The organism is Cupriavidus sp. D39, assembly GCF_026627925.1.
GTDB classification, from domain to species: Bacteria; Pseudomonadota; Gammaproteobacteria; order Burkholderiales; family Burkholderiaceae; genus Cupriavidus; species Cupriavidus ulmosensis.
Genome location: NZ_JAPNLE010000007.1, coordinates 341,611 through 362,168 on the forward strand (window position 1 = coordinate 341,611; position 20,558 = coordinate 362,168).

Below are 20,558 nucleotides of genomic sequence, written 5' to 3' on the forward strand. Positions count from 1 at the left end.
TGTATGGCGTCCCCGGCGTCACAAAGGAACTCCAACCCTGCGTGCGAGTACTGCCTTTCCGTAGCGCGCTGGGGCGAGTCAAGCATCACCGGTAGCCACCGCCACTGGGCTGGAAAACTCCATATAAGCAAAAAAAGTCTAGTCACTGAAATCGCCTTTGTAAAAGGCATTAGTCTCGATGCCGCTATCACATTAGTGCAAACGGGAGCAATGCCGGCAGAGTATCGAGTTCGACATCATGGTGATTGACCTCCCGCCGCAGCACATAAGGCTCGCCAGGCCGTGTGACGAAGACCTCATCAAGGTGCCACGTGACGCCTACCGGTTGTCGGCCGCTACTTATAACGCGCTGCTGGTTTTTGCGTGGCGCAGCACCTTACAGTGACGTCTGGCAAGGGTAAAGCGAGGCGCCCGCAGTCCGTGACGCCGCAAGGACGCCCTAAATTATCTCGGCGCCCGGGCCCCTGCCCCCGCGGGCATCCGGTGGCTCATCCCTGACCGCGCCAAGGGGCTTCCCGTCTTGCGGGCAAATCCATTGAGATCGTAAGATCACAATACCTCACTAAGGTTTGTGGCTCATTGATTTGCCGGAGGCTGTAGCGCCCGCGGAAGCAGCGTTCTCTCTCCACTGCACCGCGTCGTGCGCCGTAGGCGCCGGGAATGCGGACTTGAGATGAACATCGCGCTGCGGGAACGGAATTTCAATTCCCGCTTGCCGTAACTCACGTTCGATCGCCGTGAGCACATCGTGGGTGGCAGGAACTCGTTGATTCACACCCGCGACGAAGAAACGCGCCTCCAAATCGAGGGAACTGTCGCCGAAAGCGAGGAAGAATACGCTGGGGGCGGGGTCCGCGAGGACGTAGGTCACTGAACGTACTGCTTTCAAGATCAATTCGCAGGTAGCCGCGGTGTCGGATCCATAGGCGACGCCAACCTTCAGCGCGACCCGCGTAATAGGATCACTCAGAGTCCAGTTGATGACTCGCTCCGTGATGACGGCCTTGTTCGGTATCACCACCTCCTTGCGATCGAAGTCGGTCACTGTCGTGGCACGCGCCTGCACACGGGTCACGACGCCGGTCAGGTCTCCCACAGTCACGGTATCGCCGATGCGGATCGGCCGCTCGAACAATATGATCAAACCGGAGACGAAATTTGCGAAGATCTCCTGCAGGCCGAACCCGAGGCCTACGCCCATGGCCGCGACCAGCCACTGAATCCGGGACCAACTGCCACCCAGCACACTGAACACCGTCATCACCGCCCCACCCACAATGACGTAGCGGGCCACGGCCTTGATCGCATAGCGGCTGCCTCCTGAGAGCCGCCCCCGCTCCGGAAACGCGATTTCAAGGAAGCCCCCGATGTTTTTGACCGCAATGACTGCGACAGATCCTATCGCCAGGGCGAGCATGACGCCCCCGACGGTTACGGCGCGCTCGACCGTTTGCCCCTCCTCGACATCGGCATAGGTCCAGAGAGAAATCTCGTTCAGCAGGCTCAGACCTGGCAATGCGCCGCGCCAGACCACCAGCACACCAACCACCAGCAGGATGGCGGACAAGGCGCGCAACAACTGCGTCGCCTGGGCTCCGATCGATGCGAGGTCGGGTCGGTCCAGGTTCTTGCGCACTCCATCGATGAGGACTCCTACTTCTCGATCCATGCCTTGCTTCCGCTCAAGGTCGTCGCGCTGATCGCGCAACCACCGCGCTCCCAACGTATGGAACAGGGCGATCGCTGCCGCAGTCAGGCAGCTGATCAGCGTGAGCCGGCCGAAGACCTGCGCCGCATGGTAGTAGCCAACAGCCGACAGCACCGCGAGTGCAAGCGGCACCACACACGCGAACATATAGATGGCATACTTCATGACCATGCCCCGGCCCTCTGCCCTGGGACCGAAATACCGCGTGAGAACTCGGCCCCCGGCCGGAAGGTCACGCCGATCACTCCGGCGCATACGATAAGGGCCAGCATATGGGTTAGCCGCCCCAGCGAGGCCCGCACTATGGGGTCATCGTACTGGGATGCGACCAGGTTGATGAAGCCAAGCGGCACCACGAGGAACGTGAACACGCGTGTTGCGCGTCGCAACACACGCACCGACCGGGCGTCGCGTCCGAATTGCAGTTCGGCAATGCCACCGGGCCGAAACAGCCGCGAGAAGAACATCCCTACGAGTACCCCCCACGCGGTGAGGCTGAGTGCTTCACCGACGGCATGAGCAAATTCCGAAGCCGTCGACGAGGCGACGATCAGGTTACCGATCGTCCAGATCGCTAGCGGCAGCGGCACGACGACGAGCAGCGCTGTCCCAAGGGCCTGCACAGTGGTGGCGACGTTGCGATCGCCTGCAGGATCCTTGCGCTCGGCCAGGCGCTGCAGGCGCGCAAGAAGACGCTTTCGCGAAGCCAGGATGGCGAGCACCACGCCAGACAGGACCAGCCCTCGTAGCGAGCGTTGCTGCGCCTGGGCCTCGATAGTATCGCCAACTTCGCGCCAGCCCTTTGGTGAGGCCAGCCACAGCAGCGTCCGCGGCAAATCACGGAAGGACCGTCCGGACAGGGGAGCGACAGGCACCCAGAACAGCGCCTTGTCGATCAGGCTGCGATAATCTTGCGCCGTGCTCAGGAGCTGGTCCTCAGCAGTGACGAGTTCGTCCAGCGCGTTCAGGTAGGTACGCTGCAAGGTCGATAGCCGATCGAGCAGTTCCTTGCGGTCCGCAATCAAGACTCTAGCCTCGTCGCGCAGGGTCGCCAACTCCGCAGGGCGCGTGCTCGAAGCCTCATTGCGCGTGCCAGTGTCAAGCTCCTGGTCCGGGTTGGCAAGCCGACGTTGCTCGCGCTCGACCTGGAAAGCAGCCGTAGCAATCGACTCGGCGGCCTGCGCCCGTTCGCCGCGCGCGCGACGGAACTGCTCCGCTTCCGGCAGCGCGGCACCGCGCTCCGCGAGTACCCGAGCCAGTGATTCTGTGAGCTTGCCGCGCTCCAGGCGGAGGCGCGCGCGCTGAAAATCGACCGCCAGGTTCTCCGCCTCCGCCGCGCGCTGATCGCGAGCTTGCCGTAACGACTCGATTTCCTTCGCCGTCTGGGCAAGCTGGGCAGAGCTTTGGACATTGGCTGCCGCCAACCGACTCAAGGCGGGACTGCGGCCCACCAACTGCCGTTGGCGCTCGGCGGCGGCGTCCTCGGCCCGCCGTGCGTCGTCTACCCGACGCTGATCGACCAGAGCCGCCAATCGCTTCAGGTCAGCATCGCCGCGCTGCAATTGCGCCCGAATACCTTCCTGTCGAAGTTGCGTCAGACGGGCCAACACAGGTTGTGCATCGATGCGGTTGCGCAAGACTTCAGCCTCAGCTTCACGAACAAGTAGAGTAGCCCGCCTCGCCTGTAACTCCGTCTGTGCGAGCAGAGTCTGACGTGACGCACCCGCAGCCGTCTGGATCTCTTCGCGCAACCGCTCCAGAACGGCTAGCGCGTCCCGCTGCGTGTTGCGCAACTCCGCGGGCTCCGTGTCAACGCGTTCGATTTCGAGGTCGAGCACCGCGAGGGCGGCGCGCGCCGCCGCCTGGCGAGTCTCGGTCTGGGCCAGCGCCTGCTCCAGCTCATTGAGCGGCCGGCCCGAGCTCGAAGAGCCGGAATCCACCTGGTCTAACTCAGAGCGCAGTGTTTCCAGCGTCCGCTCCAGGTCACGGATCTGGTCCGGTGCATCCCGCATCAACTGACGATAGTTCTCCGCCTGGGCACGCAGCTCGGGAACACGCTCCAGATCCGCGAGCGCCGCGCGGGACAGCTCCGCTATGCGTGCCTTGGTCGGCACATCGACGTCCTTGCGGGCCTCTGCTTCCCGTGCCGTGCGCCGCACCTGTTCGACGCTCAAGGCAGCGTTCGACTGAACGCTGGGAGGCTCCCCTGCGCCACCACAGCCGTCACGGCTGCTCCGACCAGCAACAGTCGCCCAATGGTCAGGGGACCAACCAGATGGGCTTTGCATGGGATTGACTTCCCGCAGCACGCCATCGCTTTGTCCAACATAGCGTTGAGAGCGAAGCCTAGCCGGCGCGTCGAGCTACTCATCGATGTTCGCCTTTTGGGTTAGAAAGCGCCGCTGCCCGCACGACCATTGACGCCTGGCGACATCTGCGCAGCGTCGCGTCTCCGTCTTTTAAAAAAGCCTAGGTACCTATGCAGCTGATCGGTCGCTAACGCCCGAGCTCGGGCAACGGAATTCCTGCGGACGGGCGGCGCTGCATGGGCCCGCGACTCAGGCCGACGCTTCAAGGGCCGCGCGTGACCGACAGGGCGACTGCCTCTGTATATTCGAGCGTCAACTGGTCGCCCTCTTTCACGCTGTCGAGCAATTCCGGATGTCGCACGCGCGCTTCGACCACGTTGCCTTGTGGGTCCTTTACCTTCAACAGCCCATGCTTGCGATCGACGCCGATCACGTCTGCAACGATCATTGTGCGCCGCGAGTGGCGTGTCCGACACGAACCAGCCGTGATGGCATTTGCCTTGACGGCGATCATTCGTCATACCCATCCCTGCATGCAGGCAGCCAATCCCATTGGCACAGTGTCACGGCCGACTTGCCGAGCGGATCGCGGCTGCGATATCGTGGCTGACGATCGCGAGCGCCCGGCTGTGCGCGGCGACCAGCGCGTCATAGCCGGGCGCGCCGGCGGGCTCGTGCACGACGCTCCGGCCGCTCACGAGTGCGCCCAGCTTCGGCGGCGGCCGCACCGACCACAACACCGAGACAGCCGCCGCATCGCCCGGTGCAGACTCGAAGCTCTGGACGTCAACCGACACCTGGTACGCCGTTGCCTGATCCGCCAATTGCGGATAGCTGGAAATGAGCGCACCCGGAAGGAGCTGCGCAAGATCGGCGGCGATCACACTCGGTATCTGCTTCTTCAGCGGCTCGGCCCAGCGGGCGAACTCGTCGATCCTTACCTGCGTCTCGTTGACCCGCAATACCAATTGCGGGCGGTCGACAATTTCCGGCACCGCCACGGGGCCAATCGCGATGGCGGGCGGCGCGCCGGCCTCCAAGCGCTCGTGTGGGCGCTCGGGACTCAAGGTATAGAACGCTGCCTGAGGCGAATTCGCACAGCCGCCGAGAAACGCAACCCCAAGTACCGCAGCGATCGTAAGGGATAAGTGCATCACTTTTTGTCCTCCGCCTTGCCGCGAAGCAGCGCTTCAGGATGGCGCTCGAGATAGTCCGCCAGCGCACGGAACGAAGCAGCCGTGCGTGACAATTCGCGCATGGTGTCGGCGGTACTCTGCGTCAACGCCGAGTTGGGCTGCATAGCACTGTTGGCCGAGTCAAGTGCAGCGCGCGCCGCAACCATCGCGGCACTCGCGTCCGGCGCCACTTCGGTACTGAGCGTCTTGAGCAGCGCATCCGCCTCTTGCAGAGTCTGGCGGACATCCTTGCCGATGCCCTCAAACGGCACCTTGTTGAGCTTGGCAACCAGACTGGTGACCGAGTCCTGCAGCGACTGCAGGCCGCCTGGAACGGTCGGGATTTCAGGCGGACTCGCGTTCCAGTCGATGATGACTTTGGGAGCCGCTGGGAAGAAATCCAGCGCGACGTAGAGCTGGCCGGTCAGCAGGTTACCGGTTCTCAACTGGGCGCGGAAGCCATGTTCGACAAGCCACTGGGTAAGCTCCTTGGGGTTCGCCGTCAGTCTGCCGCCGCGCTTAGCGCTCGACTCGTATCGAGATGTGAAGCGCTCTGGAAAGAGGTGCACTTCGACCGGAATGCCGAACTCCTTTTTGACTGGATCGAAACGCGTATAAATCGCCGTCACCTCACCCACCACGATGCCGCGAAAATCGATCGGCGCACCGACTGCCAGCCCTCTCACCGATTCTTTGAAGTACAGCACGTAGGTATCAACGATACTGTCGTGTCGTTTCATCGCCTCTACGCGGTCGTGGAACAATGGGAATTCGGCATTGGCTTCGGCTGGCGGCCCACCTGGGGAATCCGGTGGCGACTGGAACGCGAGGCCACCAACCAGGATGGCAACCAGCGATTGGGTATCGACCTTCACGCCGTTCGTGTCGAGCGCCAAGTCAACACCGCTTGCGTGCCAAAAGCGCGTGTCGGCATGCACATACTTGTCGTAGGGTGCGTTGATGAAGACGTGCAACGTGACACCATTTCCATCGGCGTCGATGGTGTAGGAGGACACCTGCCCGACCTGCAAGCGCCTGAAGAAGATGGGCGTACCGATGTCGAGCGAGCCCATGTCTTCGCTCTTCAGCACGAACTCCCGCCCAGGGACATCCTTGGCGAAAACAGGTGGGGTCTCGAGGCCGACGAAGTCGCGCCGCGCCTTGGCCTGGGTGCCAACATCGGCGCCAATATACGAGCCGGACAGCAGCGTGCCGAGGCCCGATATGGTGCCGCCGGAAATGCGCGGCCGTACCACCCAGAAGCGCGTGTCGTCGACCAGCATGCTCGTGGCTTCCTTGGCGAGTTCAGCGCTCGCAATGACACTCCGGCGATCCTTCGACAGCGTGACACTCTTGACGACGCCGATGTCCACCTCCTTGAACTTGATCTTGGTCTTGCCCGCCTCGAGACCTTCGCCGGTCTTGAAGCTGATGGTGATGGTCGGGCCCTTTTGCAGGATCGCCTGCACCGCGAGCCAGCCACCGATCAGCACCGCAACCAGCGGCACCAGCCAGACAAGTTGCAGGCGCCAACGCGAGCGCCCCGTGGCGACCGCCTCGGGGAAATCAGGTGAACCGGGCTCGTCGCCTTGTTCAGGAGGCCTAACCATGATCTTTCTCCGCAGCGTCCCAGATCAAACGCGGGTCGAACGACATCGCGGCGAACATCGTCAGCACCACCACCGCGCCGAACGCCATCGCGGCCGGACCGGCCTTGATCGTCGCGAGCGCACTGAACTGCACGAGCGCAACCAGAAAGGTGATGACGTAGATATCGAGCATCGACCAGCGCCCGACCAGTTCCACCAGGCGATAGATGCGCGTCCTATTTCCAAGCAGCCACGTCGACCGAAACTGGGCCGAAACGACGAGGAACACCAGCGCAATGATCTTGAGCATCGGGACCGCGATACTCGCGATGAACACCACGCTCGCCAGCAGCCAGGAACCCGAGGTCCAGAGGTAGGCCACGCCGCTCAGGATCGTGTCTTCCTGCGCGCCGAACAGCGAACTAGTGTCCATCACGGGCAGCACATTGGCCGGGATATACAGAATCATCGCCGCAATCAGAAACGCCCAGGTGCGCGCGATGCTGGCCGGCTTGCGAAAGTGCAGGTGCGCGCCGCAACGCGGGCAGCTACCCTCGTGGGCATGCGGAGCCGGTCTCGACAACAGTCCGCAGCTATGGCAGACGAGCAGGCCGGCGCGAGCGGCGGTGGCCGCCGACGCAACGGTCAGGCCGCCACCTTCGCCATCTCCTTTCGATGTCGCGCGTATGCGAGCCCACACATCGCGGGGATCGAACGCGGCGGACGCGGCGGCGATCAGGAGCATCACCGCCCCAAACGCCCACAGTGCGACACCGGGCACCACCGTGGCGATATGCGCGAGCTTGACCAAGGCGACCAGCATGCCGAGAATCAGGACTTCGGTCATGCCCCACGGCGCCGCCAGATCCAGCACGCGAAACGCCAGGTCGGGCCGGCGCGGCACCCGGTGCAGCCGCAGCGGCAATAGAATATATGCCAATGCCGCCATCCTCAGCAGCGGCATCATGAGCGTGGTGACGAACACGAGACCGGCGAGCGGCCACGCGCCGTCGCGATACAGTATTTGAACCGCGCCGAACAGCGTGCTCTGAACGAGATCGCCCTTCACCGACAACCCCACGACCGGGAACATATTCGCCACGGTGAACAACACCATCGCCGCCAGCGTAAAAGCGAGCGCACGATCGAGGCTCTCCGGGCGGCTCCGATAGAGTTCCGCGCCGCAGCGCCGGCAGCGCGCGATGCCACCGGCTGGCAGTGCGGCCTCGCGCTGCAGCAGATCACACTCGTGGCAGGCGATCAGGCGCGCGGACGTCATGGCAGTGGCTGGCTCGGGTTGGAGTCGGAATCGTCCCGTCGCGCGGACGTCCGGCCATCGGGATACGCCACCGAGGTCATGCGTTCCGCATCGACCACCCAGCCGCCACCCATCGCCTTGTAGAGATTCACGCTCGAAGAAAAGACCGTCCCCTGCGCTTGCGCGTAGCTCAGTTGCGCATTGAAGAGACTGCGCTCGGCGTCCAGCACTTCGATGTAGCTCGTGTATCCGCCCTCATAGCGCAACCGTGCGAGCCGCGCGTAGGTCCGCAGCGCCTCCACCTGGCGGCCCTGCACAACGAGCTTCTCGCGCGTCTTCTGCAGCGACACCAACGCATCCTCGACCTCCTGGAAGGCCACCTGGATCGCCTTCTGGTACGCGAACAACGCCTGTTGCTGCTGTGCCTCGGCCTGCATGACCTGCCCGCTGATGTTGCCCGCAGTGAAGATCGGCGCCGTCACCGCGCCGGCGTACGACCACAACCGGGCCGGGCCGGTGAAGAGTGACGAAAACTGGCTGCTCGCCGTGCCGAACACGCCAGTCAGCGAGATTGACGGGAAGTAGAGCGCGCGCGCCGCGCCAATCAGCGCATTGGCGGCGACCAGGTCCTGCTCGGCTTGCCGCAGGTCGGGCCGGCGTGTGAGCAATTCGGATGGCAGCCCCGCCGGCACCAAGGGCAAAACCAGATCGTCCAGTCCGCGGTCATGCGGGATCGGTTGAGGGTTTTGCCCCAGAAGGATGGATAGGGCGTCCTCCTGCTGCGCAATCTGAAGTTCGATCTGCGGAATCGTCGCAAGCGAGGACTCGTATTCGGACTGGCTCTGCGCCAGTTCCATCTGAGACACTTCCCCGCCGCCATACCGCAGCTGGAATACGTGCACTGACTCTTCCCGGCTTGCCACGGTGGCTCTGGCGATGTCCAGTTGCCGGTCGAGCGACAGCAGGTTCACATACGATGACGCCACGGCTGCCACCAGCGTCAGGATCGTCGCGCGCCGCCCCTCCTCGCTCGCCAGCAGGCTCGCCCGTGCGGCTTCGGTCTGACGGCGGAGTTTGCCGAAGACATCGAATTCCCAAGAGGCCGAGAGCGCTGCCTGGTACTGGTTGACGACCGGCCCGACACCGGCCGGCAATTGCGCCGTCCCGAGCGGCACGCGCCGACGCTGCGCGTTGACGCCCGCGGCGACCTGCGGGAACAACTGCGAGCGCGTGCTCTCGAACTGCCCCAGGAACTGCTCGACCCGGGCCGCCGCAATCTTCACGTCCTTGTTCTCGGCCAGCGCCGTAGCGATGAGCTCGTTGAGCGCCGGATCCTCGAACTGCACCCACCACGCCGTATTGGCGAGATCCTTTGCATCCGCCTCGGCGAAACGGAAGGCGGGCGGAGTATCGACGGCGGGCCGCTGGTAGTTTGGCCCTAGCAGGCACCCGCCAAGCGTAAGCACGGCAATTAGCGAGAAGGCCGAAGTGCGCATGTCAATCGTCCTCGCGTCGGGCTGACGGCGTGATCGTCGGGCCGCCCGAGCCTGCTCCAAGGGAACCCGATGCCGGCTCGCCCGGTGACCCGCCCTCAGGACCGGGAGTTTGCTTGCCGCCGCTCCTCCTCGCCGACATCGACTCCAGCACGTAGAAGAACATCGGGATGAAGAACACGGCGATCACCGTCGCGCCAAGCATGCCGCCGATGACGCCCGTGCCAATCGAATGCCGGCTGTTCGCAGACGCGCCGAGCGCGATCGCGAGCGGAACGCAGCCGAGGATGAACGAGAACGACGTCATCACGATTGGGCGCAGCCGCTCGCTCGCCGCCGTGACAGCGGAGTCGTACACCGATTCCCCGCCTCGCGGTTCAGCACCGCAAACTCGAAGATCAGGATCGCATTCTTCGCCGCCAGCGCGACCAGCATCGTCAGCCCGATCTGGAAGTAGACATCGTTCTGGAGACCGCGCAGCAGGATGGCGACCAGCGCGCCGAACAGCGCGAAAGGCACCGCCATCAGCACGCCAAATGGCAAACTCCACTTCTCGTATTGCGCGGCAAGGATCAGGAACACCATCACCAGACCGAACACGAAGACCAGCCCTGAGGTACCGCCGGCCTGTCTTGCTTCGTAGGCCTCACCGCTCCACCCGACGCCATAGCCGTCTGGCAGCACCTGTTCGGCGACTTCATCAAGCGTGGCGAGCACCTGCCCCGAGCTGTAGCCGGGCGCGGCATTGGCGGTGACCTTCACCGCCGGGAAATTGTTGAACCGCGTCACCAGATCGGGGCCGGTGACAAAGCGGGACGTCACCACCGCCTTGAGGGGCACCATGCTCCCGGTCTTGCTGCGCACGAAGATCTGGTTGAGATCCCGCGGCGCGAGCCGGTGCGACGGCTCGGCCTGCAGGATGACCTGCCACAGCCTGCTCGAACGGTTGAACTGCGACACGTACAGCGAGCCGAACATCGTCTGCATCGCGCTGTACACCTCCTCGATCGGGACACCCAGTGTCTCTGACCTGTCGCGGTCCACGTCGACCAGCAACTGCTGGGACGACGCATTGAAGGTCGACGTCACGCGCGCCAGTTCGGGCCGCGTTTTAGCCTTAGCGACAAAATCGTCCACCACCTGGGCCAGTTGCGCGATGGTGGCGTCGCCCTGGGCCTGAATCCACATCTCGGTACCGCCGGTGGTTCCCAGTCCCGGAATGGACGGAGGGTTGACCGGCAGGATGATCCCCTCCTTCACCTTGGACAGGTTCTCGTACGCACCGATCAGGACCGCACGCGCGTTCTGCGTCTTGATGTTGGCGAATTTGTAGCGCTCGTCAAAGCTCTTGAAGCCGATAAAAAACGCCCCCGCGTTGTTCTTGTTCTGGCTGTCGAGCAGGCTGTACCCGTCGACGACGGTGACGCTGCTCACGGCGTCCTGCTTCAGGAAGTAGTCGGTGACGTGCTGGGACACTTCCTCAGTGCGATCAAGGCTCGCCGCATCCGGCATGATGACCGCGCCGAGCAGGTAGCCCTGATCCTCCGGCGGCAGGAACGACGTTGGAATCGTCCTCATCATGACGACCGCAAGCGCGATCATGCCGGCAAACAGCAACAGGGCTATCACGAAGCGCTTGATAACCAGTTTCACCAGGTTCGCGTAGCCGGTCGTGATGCGGGCGAACGCATTGTCGAACCATCTGAAGAAGCCGCGCTTTTCGTGGTGCCCAGGTTTGAGCAGCAATGCGGCAAGCGCAGGCGACAGCGTGAGCGCGACGATGGTGGAGATCACAACCGAAATCGCAATCGTGATCGCGAACTGCTTGTACATCTGCCCGGTAATCCCGCCGAGAAACGCCACGGGCACAAACACCGCGCACAGGACGAGCGTAATCGCCACGACCGGACCAGAGATCTCATCCATCGCCCGTTTCGCGGCTTCCCTCGGACTCAGCTTGTGCACGTTCATGTTCCGTTCGACGATTTCAATCACGACAATGGCGTCGTCCACCACGATGCCGATCGCCAGCACCATGCCGAACAGCGTCAGCATGTTGATCGAGAAACCCATTGCCAGCATTCCCATGAAGGTGCCGACAATCGACACGGGCACCGCAAGCACCGGAATCACGGTGGCGCGCAGGCTCTGCAGGAACACGTACACGACGATCACGACGAGCACGAGCGCTTCAAAAAACGTCTTGACGACGTCGGAGATCGACGCACGGGTGAAGTCCGTCGTGTCCATCGCGATGCTGTAGTCGATGCCTTCGGGGAACGACTTCTTCATCTTGGCAAGCGTCGCGTGCACCTGCTTCGATACGTCAAGGGCGTTAGCGCCCGGCTGCTGGAAAACCGCAATGACGGTGGCCGGCTTGCCCTGGTACTTGCTGCGGATCGAGTAATCCTTCTGGCCGAGTTCTGCGCGGCCGATGTCCCTGAGTCGCACGATTGCCGCGGCACCGCTAGCTGCGCGGATAATGATGTTTTCAAACTCCGCCGGATCGCTCAGCCGACCGGTGGTGGTGACCGCAAACGACTGCTCGACCGGCGTACCGGTCGGCGACTGGCCGATGCGGCCGACGGCGAACTGCTGGTTCTGGTTGGCCACCGCCTTCTGCACGTCGCTCGCCGTGATGCCCAACTGTGCCATGCGATCCGGTTTCAGCCAGATGCGCATCGCGTAGTCGGGCGTACCGAAGATGCTCGACTGGTTGGCACCGGGGATGCGCTTGAGCGCATCGAGCACATAGATGTTCGCGTAGTTGGCAATATAGGTGGCGTCGTAGCGGTTGCCCGGTGAGTAGATGGCGATGACCATCATGAACGCCGACGACTTCTTCTGAACCTGGATGCCCTGCGACTGCACCGACGAAGGCAATTGCGGCAAGGCCAGGTTCACGCGGTTCTGCACATCGACCTGCGCAAGCTCGGGGTTGGTGCCGATCTGGAAGAAGGCGTTGATCGTAAGATTGCCCGTCGATGAACTCGACGAGTTCATGTAGATCATGTTGTCCGCGCCGTTGACCTGTTGCTCGATCGGCGCGGCCACATTGTTTGCGACCACGTCCGCGCTCGCCCCCGGGTATGTGGCAGCAATCGTGATCTGTGGCGGCGTGATATCGGGGTACTGCGCAATTGGCAGCGCCAGCATCGCCAGCGCGCCTCCAAGCGTGATGACGATTGAGATGACACACGCGAAGATCGGCCGGTCAATGCAGAAATGGGAGATGTTCATTTCGCGCGCCCGGTCACTTCGTCGCAGTAAGGTCGGTCTGAAGTGCCGCGAGTTGCTGCGCTTCGCGCCGCGACGCACCGGTGTCCGCACGCGGGCCGGGGGTCCCTACAATCTTCAGCGGCGTATCGGCCACGACGCGGATTGCGCCATCGACGACCACGCGCTCGCCGGGCTGCAGTCCGGCGGTGATGAACCAGTCGTCGCCGTGCCATTCGCCGACTTCGAGCACGCGTTGATGGCCTTTCGCGTCCTTGTCGATAGTCCAGACGAAATGGCTCTTCGACCCCTGCAACACCGCACGCCGCGGCACGAGAATCGCATTCGGGCGCACTGCGCCCGAGACCCGCGCGCGGACGAACTGCCCGGGGCGAAGGGTGCCTTGCGGGTTGGCAAACGAAGCCCGCACGAGAAAGGTTCCGGTTTGTGTGTCGAACGCCGGATTGGTGAAGTTGATGTGACCGCGACCGGGGAACTCGGTGCCATCGGCGAGCACGACCGAGACCTCGAAATCGTTGTCCGCCGGAAACTTCAGTTGTCCTTTTTCGATCTGATCGCGGTATGCCAGCAACTCGTTCTCGGAAACGCTGAAGTTCACCCACATTGGGTCGAGCTGGTAGACGTAGGTGAGCAACCCCGTCGCGCTCGCCGTCACGTAGCTGCCGTCCTGCTGCCTTGCAAAACTCGACAAGCCGGTGAGCGGGGACTTGATCGTCGTGTAGCTCAGGTTGAGTTCCGCGGTCCGGACCTGCCCTTTGGCGGCAATTACGGCGGCCTCCGCCTCCTTGTCGTTGCCCGTGGCATTGTCAAGGTCCTTCTGGCTGAGTGCGTTCTGGGCCGCGAGCGGAATCACGCGGGCCAGATTGGCCTTCGCCACGGTGAGCCTGGCCTGCTGCTGCGCAAGCTGACCCTTTGCCGACTGGAGCGCCGCTTCGAATGGCGCAGCGTCCATCAGGAAGAGCGTCTGCCCGGCACGCACCAGTTGCCCTTCGGTATAGACGCGTTTTTCCAGGAAGCCGTCGACGCGCGCGCGGATCTCGACTTCGCGCGAGCTTTGCGTCTGGGCGGTGAATTCGAAGTCGACGGGCGTATCACGCTGAGAAACGGTCATCACCGTCACTTCGGTTGCTCCACGCGGAAGCTCATTCGCCGGTTTTTGGCAGGCGGCGAGCAACACCAACGTCGCGCTAGCAAACGTGAGCCGCAGCCAGGTGCGCGTGTTCAAGCGCATGGAACCGGTCGTCACGATCCTCGGGGGTGATATCACCATGTGAGTCTCCCATGGGAACTCGGACTCTAGGAACTCAGCTTGAGCACGACCGGACCAGCAGCCTCGCTGGCGTCGAAGTCTGCGCCGGGCACGCGTGTCCCGGAACAGAGCAATACTGTCGCCCATACGGTTCGCCTTGGATTTGTCGTCATATGCGAATCCCCAGCCGACCGGCCCTTCTCTCTACTTGACCGTGTATCCCCGGCCCGTCATGCACGCCCCCACCGCCCGGTTGAACGTCGCCATCTGCTGAGAGGCTTGTTGCTGACCCGCTTGCTGCTGTTCTGCCGCGGCCTGGTTGCTGCGGCGCTGCCGCATGCCACCGGCCGCGGTGCCAGTGACCGCCCCGATCGCCGCGCCTTTTCCTGCATTGCCGCCGATCGCGCCCACCGCCGCACCTACCGCCGCGCCGCCGGCTGCGCCCTTGACCGCGCCCCCTTGCTTCTGTGGAGCACCCGGCTGGTTAGCCCCTGCTGCGCAATCGCGACCGGGTCAACCCCCGTGGTCTGCTTCGCCCAAAGCTGGCATGCGGCTGTATCCGAGTCTTGCTTCTGCGCACTCTGCCCTTTGGCGGGATAGATGATGGGCTGCTGCGCGGGAGCTGCGCACGTCATTGCCCATATCGTCAGGCCGATCAGTACTCGCTGCATTCGTTGCATGGCTTGAGGTCCCCTAATGTTCTACCGTCGGCCAGCTCGTTTGGCGTCGTGCACAACCGACACATCGCGTGTTAGCTGAAAGACGGCATCCGACTCGACAGGCACCGCCACCCGCTTCAGCGATTGAGCTTGGTAATCTTCTGGCCTTGCAAACCCATACCGGCCATCAACCCCTGCTGGCCAAAAATGAATGCGTAGACATCCGATTTCAGCGTTGTGGTCGTCATCGATTTTCCCATGCCCTCATCCACCACCACGATGCTCGGCCCCATACCCACCGACCACCCGTCGCTGCCGGCGAGATAGCTCGTGGCTGAGTCGGTCATGAAGTACATGGCCTCCGAGAAAGACTGGACGCCTGCCTGCAGGCCGTATGAAAGCGCCGTGGCGTTGTAGTAGCCAAGCACTTTTCCGTCAGCGTCGAACATCACCCCGTTGCCGCCCTGCGCGCCCACGATAAGGCCGGCCTTTACGATGTCCGGGAACACAAGAACCGCCTTCGCCCGCGTTTGAAGCTCCTTGGACTTGGGTGTCGTGTCATTCAGCTTTTGCAAGGCCGTACGCGCCTTCGCTTCCAGTGCCGGGTCACCTCCCCGGAGGACGAAGTCTGCTGCGTCGAACACGCCACCGCGACCAGCAAGAACGGGATTGCGAAGATAAGCCGGAGATACTTGATCATGATGGGTGCTCCATTCATAAAATGACGGCATGGTGTGAAACGCGTTCGCGCCTAAGACGCTTCTCGGGTCAGATAGTGAGTCAGATCAATAGTGATATAGGAGACCTCTCAAAACAATTGGACTTTGGTCCCATAACCGCTCCACAGCCGCGCAATAGCGGGTCGATTCCCTCATGCCTCGGGCGTCTGATTGATGGCCATACGCACCGCCTTGATGAAAACCTCATCGTTGAACGGCTTGCGAAGATAGGCCGCCGCGCCCGCCGCCAGCGCCTGCTCGCGAACGCCGGTTTCGTCATGCGCTGTAATGAAGATCACTGGAATGCCGCTGCCCGCGAGTCGCCGCTGGACCTCAAGCCCGTTCAGACCCGGCATCTGTATATCGAGCACGATGCAGTCTGGACGATATGACGGTATGGAGTTGAACATGTCTAGAAATTCATCCCCCGTTTTGAACGTTTCCGATGCCAGTCCGATGGAACGTAAGAGCCTCTTGATGGCACGGCGCACCGATTGGTCATCATCGACCACTGCGACGAACGGCTTGACTTTGCTCATGGCGAATTTCCCCATACAGGCACCGCAGGGCCCCACCCGATTCGACGCTCAGTTAAGACTATGACAATTGGTTGACCGCAGATATTGGACCTTGGTCCAACTCTGCCCGAGAGCGTGTGCGCTATCCTGACGCCCCAATCGAATGGGGCGAATGGGACCAAAGTCCAATTGCCTGAGTACCGCACTCAATCTATTTTTCAAGCTGACGGACGACGGTTACCGGCAAGTCGCTGGCCGCCAATTTGGGGACAGACGCGAATCGCCCCGTCGCCTGAAGCCAGCCTGCCACCCCTGGCTTGCTCTGATGAGCCGACTCGCTCTTGCGCGGCACCGGCACGCTTTCGGGGGATCACGCTGGGAGGCTCCCGGCACGGCACAAACCTCCCCGCTCAACGAAAATCACCGTCTTCTCAGTCGCATTCCCGGGGACCATCATGGAGAAACCAGGCCAAGCGGAACTTTCGAACGCGGCCTCGCATGGGGACAAGTTCGACCATACGGTTCTCGTCCTGCAAGGCGGGGACGCGCTGGGCGCTTACCAAGCGGGCATTTATGCCGGTCTCGCGGACGCCGGCGTGATGCGTGACTGGATTGCAGGTGTGTCGATCGGGGCGATCAACGCTGCCCTTGTCGCCGGCAATCCACCGGAACGCCGCGTGGCGCGCCTTAGCGAATTCTGTGACCGGATATCGGCCCATACGCCCTTCACGCCGCCGGCCCACATGGACCACTTGCGGCCGATACTGAATGTCTTCAGCGCTGCGTCCGCGGTAACGTTCGGTGTTCCAGGCTTCTTCGCGCCACGGGTTCCACCGCCCTTCCTGTCACCCGATGGCAGTATCGAGGCATTGATGGCGAGCGGGGCACTGCCACCCGGCTTCCCACCCATGGTCGTGGGCGGGGAGAAGCGCCTGCGCGCCGAGGGCCAGATCGTGCGGTGCCGTTTCTTCCGCCGCGTTATGACTGATCCCGCCTTTGCTTGGCACAAAAATCATCGCCGTGGGACAGTGCTCCGCCAGGTACATGGCGTCGTGGAAGGCGCCGGAGGTCAGGTGCAGCGGCCGCCCCATGGCTGACTGATCGCTGGCCCGCGCACAGGCGCGCTCGACCAGTGCCAGCATGGCATCCGGAAACAGCGTTGGCGTGACGCCGGAAGAAGCATGCGTATGTGACTCCGCCCACGCGGGGCCGCACCTGCGCAGTCACGGTGCGCAGCATGGCTTCGAAGCGTTCCAGCACCGCCTTGGGAGCGGCAGCCATCGGTCTTGTGTTCCCGGTGATCGCATTGATACTGTTCGTGATCATGGTTGTTTTCCATGCCGTCACCAGCGGGGGCATCCACGCGATCCCCTTTCTGGCGCGGCGACGGTCGCGCAGATCGAACGATAGCTGACCGTATTGCCTGTGGGAATAGACGTCACTCACTTTGCCTGACCCACCGATATCGGCAAATCCTCGCATGTATTGCAAGCGAGGATGCCCGCCTTGCGCTGGCCGTACATCGTCCCCGGTGACCAAGAGCTATGTTTCCGCGTCGCAGTAGCCAGCAGGCTTGCGTCAAGGCGGCATTGCCCCCGCCACTTGGCAAGATCGCGGCGCGCTCCTAGCCAGCGAATCCAGCAGCGTAGAGTCCGTGGGGCGTTTGATTTCGCTGCTCCACTACTTTCGACACAGATGTCAGGACACAGCACCGGCCTGCCAAGACAACGGCTCTGACGAGCATGACTGCCGATAAGGCTGATAATGAAACGATCGCCGACAATCCTGCGGCGGCTGGGCTCAGTAAGTGCCAAGAACAAGCTGTACTTTGCATTCCGCGAACTCGGCCGCGTCGCACGATTTACGCGGCGACGAACAAGAGCGAGCAGTTCAATGACTTCGCCCAGGGGCTGATGTTCGGCGGGGACTGTACCATTGTCGAAAACGCCCGGCACGAGCAGCGCAAGGTCATCAAGTACAACCATCTCGTCGCCAACATGGTCATCCTCTACAACGTCCAGTGGATGTCGCGCAAGCTCAAGGAACTGCAGGAGAAGGGACATCCCGTTGATGCCGAGGTGCTGAAGGTGCTTTCCCCTTAGCGGCGCGAGCATATCAATCGGCTCGGGGACTACCTGCTGGACCTCCAGAGACGGGCTCCGCCACTCGATCCAACGATCGATTTTCTTTTCAAACCAGCCGCTTAGCGGAAATGTGGCGGATTTTTTACGAATAGCGGCCAACCCTCATAGAGGTACTTCCATTGGCCTCGCACGAGAATATACGTTTCGTCCATGCGCCAACTCTTGCTCACTGGACGTTTTCGTCGGCGGAACACCTTGTGCAGTGCCAGCAGTAGTTTGATCGCCCAGCGGTGCACGGTTGAATGATCCACTGCGATGCCGCACTCGGCCATCATCTGCTCAAGGTGACGAAGGCTGAACGGGTAGGCCACATACCAGCGCACGCAAGTCAGCATCACCTCCAGCGGTAGTGCAGGCGCTTCAAGACCTTCGCGACTTCCGGATTCATGCCCATCTCACTGCACTGAACTCAATATCGCAGAATTCTACCGAATGCTTACTGCGACACCCGCTAGATCGATACTAGGCAGCCGCTAGACAACATTGGGAATGTGTTGTCGCAGGCGATGATCATCGCCGATCGGCCGGGCGACAACGGGAATGGTCGAGCCAAGCGAGACCGCGCGGCTTGACGGCGTGAGAGCCTTCGTATCGTAGCGCGCAATACTTGATCTTGGCGCGGTGGATGCAACGTTCCCAAGTTAACAAATAGACCGAATGCGGTGCTCAGGGAATTGGACCTTGGTCCCATTCGATCGCTTAGGCGCGCGCCTGTCTCCCCAGCAGTGAGGCCCGCAAAGCAGCATCGAGCGACTGGGGAGCGGCTATTGGACCAAAGTCCAATTGTTCTAGTGGGACCCGGATATCACTATATAGTTTTGAGCCGGGAAGAGCGTTAGGCGGGAATGCGCTTTGCACCGTATCGACATTTTCTGAATGGAGCACGCATCATGATCAAGAACCGTCGTCTCATCCTCGCGATTCCGCTCTTGCTGGTCGTTGCCGCCCTGGCCTTGCTTGCGCAGTCGGTGACCGCGCAGCAGGCGCCGGAAACCACGGGTCAGGCCATGGCTGCGCCCGGTAAGGCCGAGTTTTCCGAGACAACGAAAGTGACGGCAACCGTCATGGGCATCGATCGGGCGAGCCGGACCGTCACATTGAAGGGGCCGAAAGGCCGGGTGTTCAATCTTGTGGTGGGCGAAGAGGCACGAAACTTCGACCAGGTCAAAGTGGGCGACGAGGTCGTCGTCGAGTACAACGAGGCCCTTACGCTGGAACTCATGAAGGGCGGCAGCGATATTACAGAACGTACCGACCGCGAGGCGACGGCCCGTACTCTCGCCGGTGCGAAGCCGGGCGCAGCTGTGGCCCACGTAGTGACGATCGTTGCGAACGTTGTCGCGGTGGACACGAAAAAGCATCTCGTCGCGCTGCGCGGTCCGAAAGGCAATACGGTCGACTTGAAAGTGAAGGACCCGGACCAACTGAAGAATATCAAGAAGGGGGACCAGGTCCGGGCGGTCTATACCGAGGCGATGGCCGTGGCAGTGGAGCCCGCGCCCAAGAAGTGAGCCTGCGCAACGCAGGGGTCGCTTCGGAGCGCAGCCGCCGGACTTCGCCTTTTTCGGGACAAATGCCGGGGACGTCCGGATCCGGCGCATGGATTGCCACCGCGCGTGCTTTTCCTTCAACAGTTCAGTCGACTCGTAGGAATAACCTCCACCGCCTCGCCAAAGGGCGGCGAACCAACCCTTTGGAGCGGAGTCGTGGAGGCGGAAACGGAGGCGGCCAGGAAGCGGCCGTGGCCCAACGCGCAGCGCGTACCGATAGAAGACACTCCCTAGTTCACGGGAAAAGCCGCCGAAGCCAGGTCGGTGGACGGAAGCCCACCGGGTGCCTCAGCGAGGCGTACAGCAAAGTTGTATCCTTTGTGAACGGCGTGCCGGACGCATCGCGCGGCTAGGCTGGCATCATGGCCATCAGCACGTTCTCAGTCACGGCACAAAAAGTACGGCGGCATCGACATGAAGCGTGTTCACGCACTTATTGTGATTTGCATCATGTTGGTTGCCTGTGTATCGACCGGCGTCGACGTGAAACCGGAGCAGTTGTCGAACTTCATGCTCGGTTTCTCAACCCTTGACGACGTTACCGCGCAGCTTGGGACTCCCACATCCCAGGCGACGCTCAGAAACGGATCAACGATACTGATTTATTCGTTCGCGACCTCCAAGCCACACCCTGAGAGCTTTATCCCATTCATTGGTCCGCTGTTTTCCGGAGGTGAGATTCGATCGTCGACGGTCCTTTTCGAGTTCGACGAGAACGGTGTCCTCAGTAGTCAACGCAGGACGACGTCGAGTGGTGTTTCAGGATGGAGTGTATTGCCTCCCAGTGCGCTGCCATAGGCGGTTGAACCGAATGGGTTGCGAACCCGCGGTTCATGGGTTGTTACTATCCGTCCGAAAACTGGCGTTTGTCGCGTGTCGACAATCTGCTTCCAGTAAGGCTTTCTGACTTTGAGGTGCGGACAGTGGAGGCGGAACAGGGCGTTACCATG

At 62.1% G+C, this 20,558-nt stretch carries 14 protein-coding genes and 6 pseudogenes; 5 read left to right on the forward strand and 15 right to left on the reverse strand.

Going from position 1 to position 20,558, the window contains the following annotated elements:
• Positions 1-217 precede the first annotated feature (217 nt).
• From OMK73_RS38975 to OMK73_RS08770, 13 genes and pseudogenes are all read right to left on the reverse strand, one after another.
• Positions 218-322 (reverse strand): annotated as a pseudogene (locus OMK73_RS38975) (IS6 family transposase); the annotation flags it as partial.
• 240 nt (positions 323-562) lie between these two features.
• Complete coding sequence (locus OMK73_RS08715) at positions 563-1,873, reverse strand: mechanosensitive ion channel domain-containing protein (RefSeq protein WP_267601669.1); 1,311 nt, start codon at positions 1,871-1,873, stop codon at positions 563-565.
• On the reverse strand, positions 1,870-3,882 hold the full coding sequence (locus OMK73_RS08720; RefSeq protein WP_267601670.1) for a hypothetical protein: 2,013 nt from the start codon (positions 3,880-3,882) through the stop codon (positions 1,870-1,872). Before OMK73_RS08720 ends, OMK73_RS08715 begins: the two co-directional genes overlap by 4 nt.
• Positions 3,883-4,279: 397 nt before the next feature.
• Positions 4,280-4,531, reverse strand: coding sequence for a hypothetical protein (locus OMK73_RS08725; protein ID WP_267601671.1), 252 nt, complete (start codon positions 4,529-4,531; stop codon positions 4,280-4,282).
• 49 nt (positions 4,532-4,580) lie between these two features.
• The gene (locus tag OMK73_RS08730) at positions 4,581-5,171 is read right to left on the reverse strand and encodes a PqiC family protein (RefSeq protein ID WP_267602068.1); all 591 of its coding nucleotides are present in this window, start codon (positions 5,169-5,171) and stop codon (positions 4,581-4,583) included.
• Positions 5,171-6,802: an intermembrane transport protein PqiB gene (locus OMK73_RS08735; RefSeq protein WP_267601672.1), complete on the reverse strand. Its 1,632-nt coding sequence runs from the start codon at positions 6,800-6,802 to the stop codon at positions 5,171-5,173. Before OMK73_RS08735 ends, OMK73_RS08730 begins: the two co-directional genes overlap by 1 nt.
• Positions 6,795-8,060, reverse strand: coding sequence for a paraquat-inducible protein A (locus OMK73_RS08740; RefSeq protein ID WP_267601673.1), 1,266 nt, complete (start codon positions 8,058-8,060; stop codon positions 6,795-6,797). Before OMK73_RS08740 ends, OMK73_RS08735 begins: the two co-directional genes overlap by 8 nt.
• The gene (locus OMK73_RS08745) at positions 8,057-9,535 is read right to left on the reverse strand and encodes an efflux transporter outer membrane subunit (RefSeq protein ID WP_267601674.1); all 1,479 of its coding nucleotides are present in this window, start codon (positions 9,533-9,535) and stop codon (positions 8,057-8,059) included. Before OMK73_RS08745 ends, OMK73_RS08740 begins: the two co-directional genes overlap by 4 nt.
• A gap of 1 nt (position 9,536) precedes the next feature.
• A pseudogene (locus OMK73_RS08750) lies at positions 9,537-12,772 on the reverse strand (efflux RND transporter permease subunit).
• Between the two features lie 13 nt (positions 12,773-12,785).
• Positions 12,786-14,000, reverse strand: coding sequence for an efflux RND transporter periplasmic adaptor subunit (locus tag OMK73_RS08755; protein ID WP_267602069.1), 1,215 nt, complete (start codon positions 13,998-14,000; stop codon positions 12,786-12,788).
• Between the two features lie 222 nt (positions 14,001-14,222).
• Positions 14,223-14,698 (reverse strand): annotated as a pseudogene (locus tag OMK73_RS38980) (YMGG-like glycine zipper-containing protein).
• 116 nt (positions 14,699-14,814) lie between these two features.
• Positions 14,815-15,408, reverse strand: a complete 594-nt coding sequence (locus OMK73_RS08765) for a lipid-binding SYLF domain-containing protein (protein WP_267601675.1) — start codon at positions 15,406-15,408, stop codon at positions 14,815-14,817.
• A 140-nt stretch (positions 15,409-15,548) separates the two neighbouring features.
• A complete protein-coding gene (locus OMK73_RS08770) occupies positions 15,549-15,935 on the reverse strand; it encodes a response regulator transcription factor (protein ID WP_267601676.1) in 387 nt (128 codons plus the stop codon).
• Between the two features lie 434 nt (positions 15,936-16,369).
• On the opposite strand from OMK73_RS08770, the pseudogene OMK73_RS38985 reads away from it, so the two are divergent.
• Positions 16,370-16,840: pseudogene (locus OMK73_RS38985) on the forward strand (patatin-like phospholipase family protein); the annotation flags it as partial.
• Here OMK73_RS38985 and OMK73_RS08780 read toward each other — a convergent pair.
• Positions 16,760-17,056 carry a M20/M25/M40 family metallo-hydrolase gene (locus OMK73_RS08780; protein ID WP_420715510.1) on the reverse strand — a complete coding sequence of 99 codons (297 nt, stop codon included), beginning with the start codon at positions 17,054-17,056 and terminating at the stop codon, positions 16,760-16,762. The pseudogene OMK73_RS38985 and the gene OMK73_RS08780 sit on opposite strands and share 81 nt — an antisense overlap.
• 95 nt (positions 17,057-17,151) lie before the next feature.
• Here OMK73_RS08780 and OMK73_RS08785 point away from each other — a divergent pair, with 95 nt between their 5' ends.
• A complete protein-coding gene (locus OMK73_RS08785; protein ID WP_267602101.1) occupies positions 17,152-17,328 on the forward strand; it encodes a hypothetical protein in 177 nt (58 codons plus the stop codon).
• A 365-nt stretch (positions 17,329-17,693) separates the two neighbouring features.
• Positions 17,694-18,121: pseudogene (locus OMK73_RS08790) on the forward strand (Tn3 family transposase); the annotation flags it as partial.
• A gap of 41 nt (positions 18,122-18,162) precedes the next feature.
• Here OMK73_RS08790 and OMK73_RS08795 read toward each other — a convergent pair.
• Positions 18,163-18,452 (reverse strand): annotated as a pseudogene (locus OMK73_RS08795) (IS6 family transposase); the annotation flags it as partial.
• Between the two features lie 496 nt (positions 18,453-18,948).
• Here OMK73_RS08795 and OMK73_RS08800 point away from each other — a divergent pair.
• Positions 18,949-19,569, forward strand: coding sequence for a hypothetical protein (locus OMK73_RS08800; protein ID WP_267601677.1), 621 nt, complete (start codon positions 18,949-18,951; stop codon positions 19,567-19,569).
• Between the two features lie 453 nt (positions 19,570-20,022).
• Complete coding sequence (locus tag OMK73_RS08805; protein ID WP_267601678.1) at positions 20,023-20,406, forward strand: hypothetical protein; 384 nt, start codon at positions 20,023-20,025, stop codon at positions 20,404-20,406.
• Positions 20,407-20,558 lie beyond the last annotated feature (152 nt).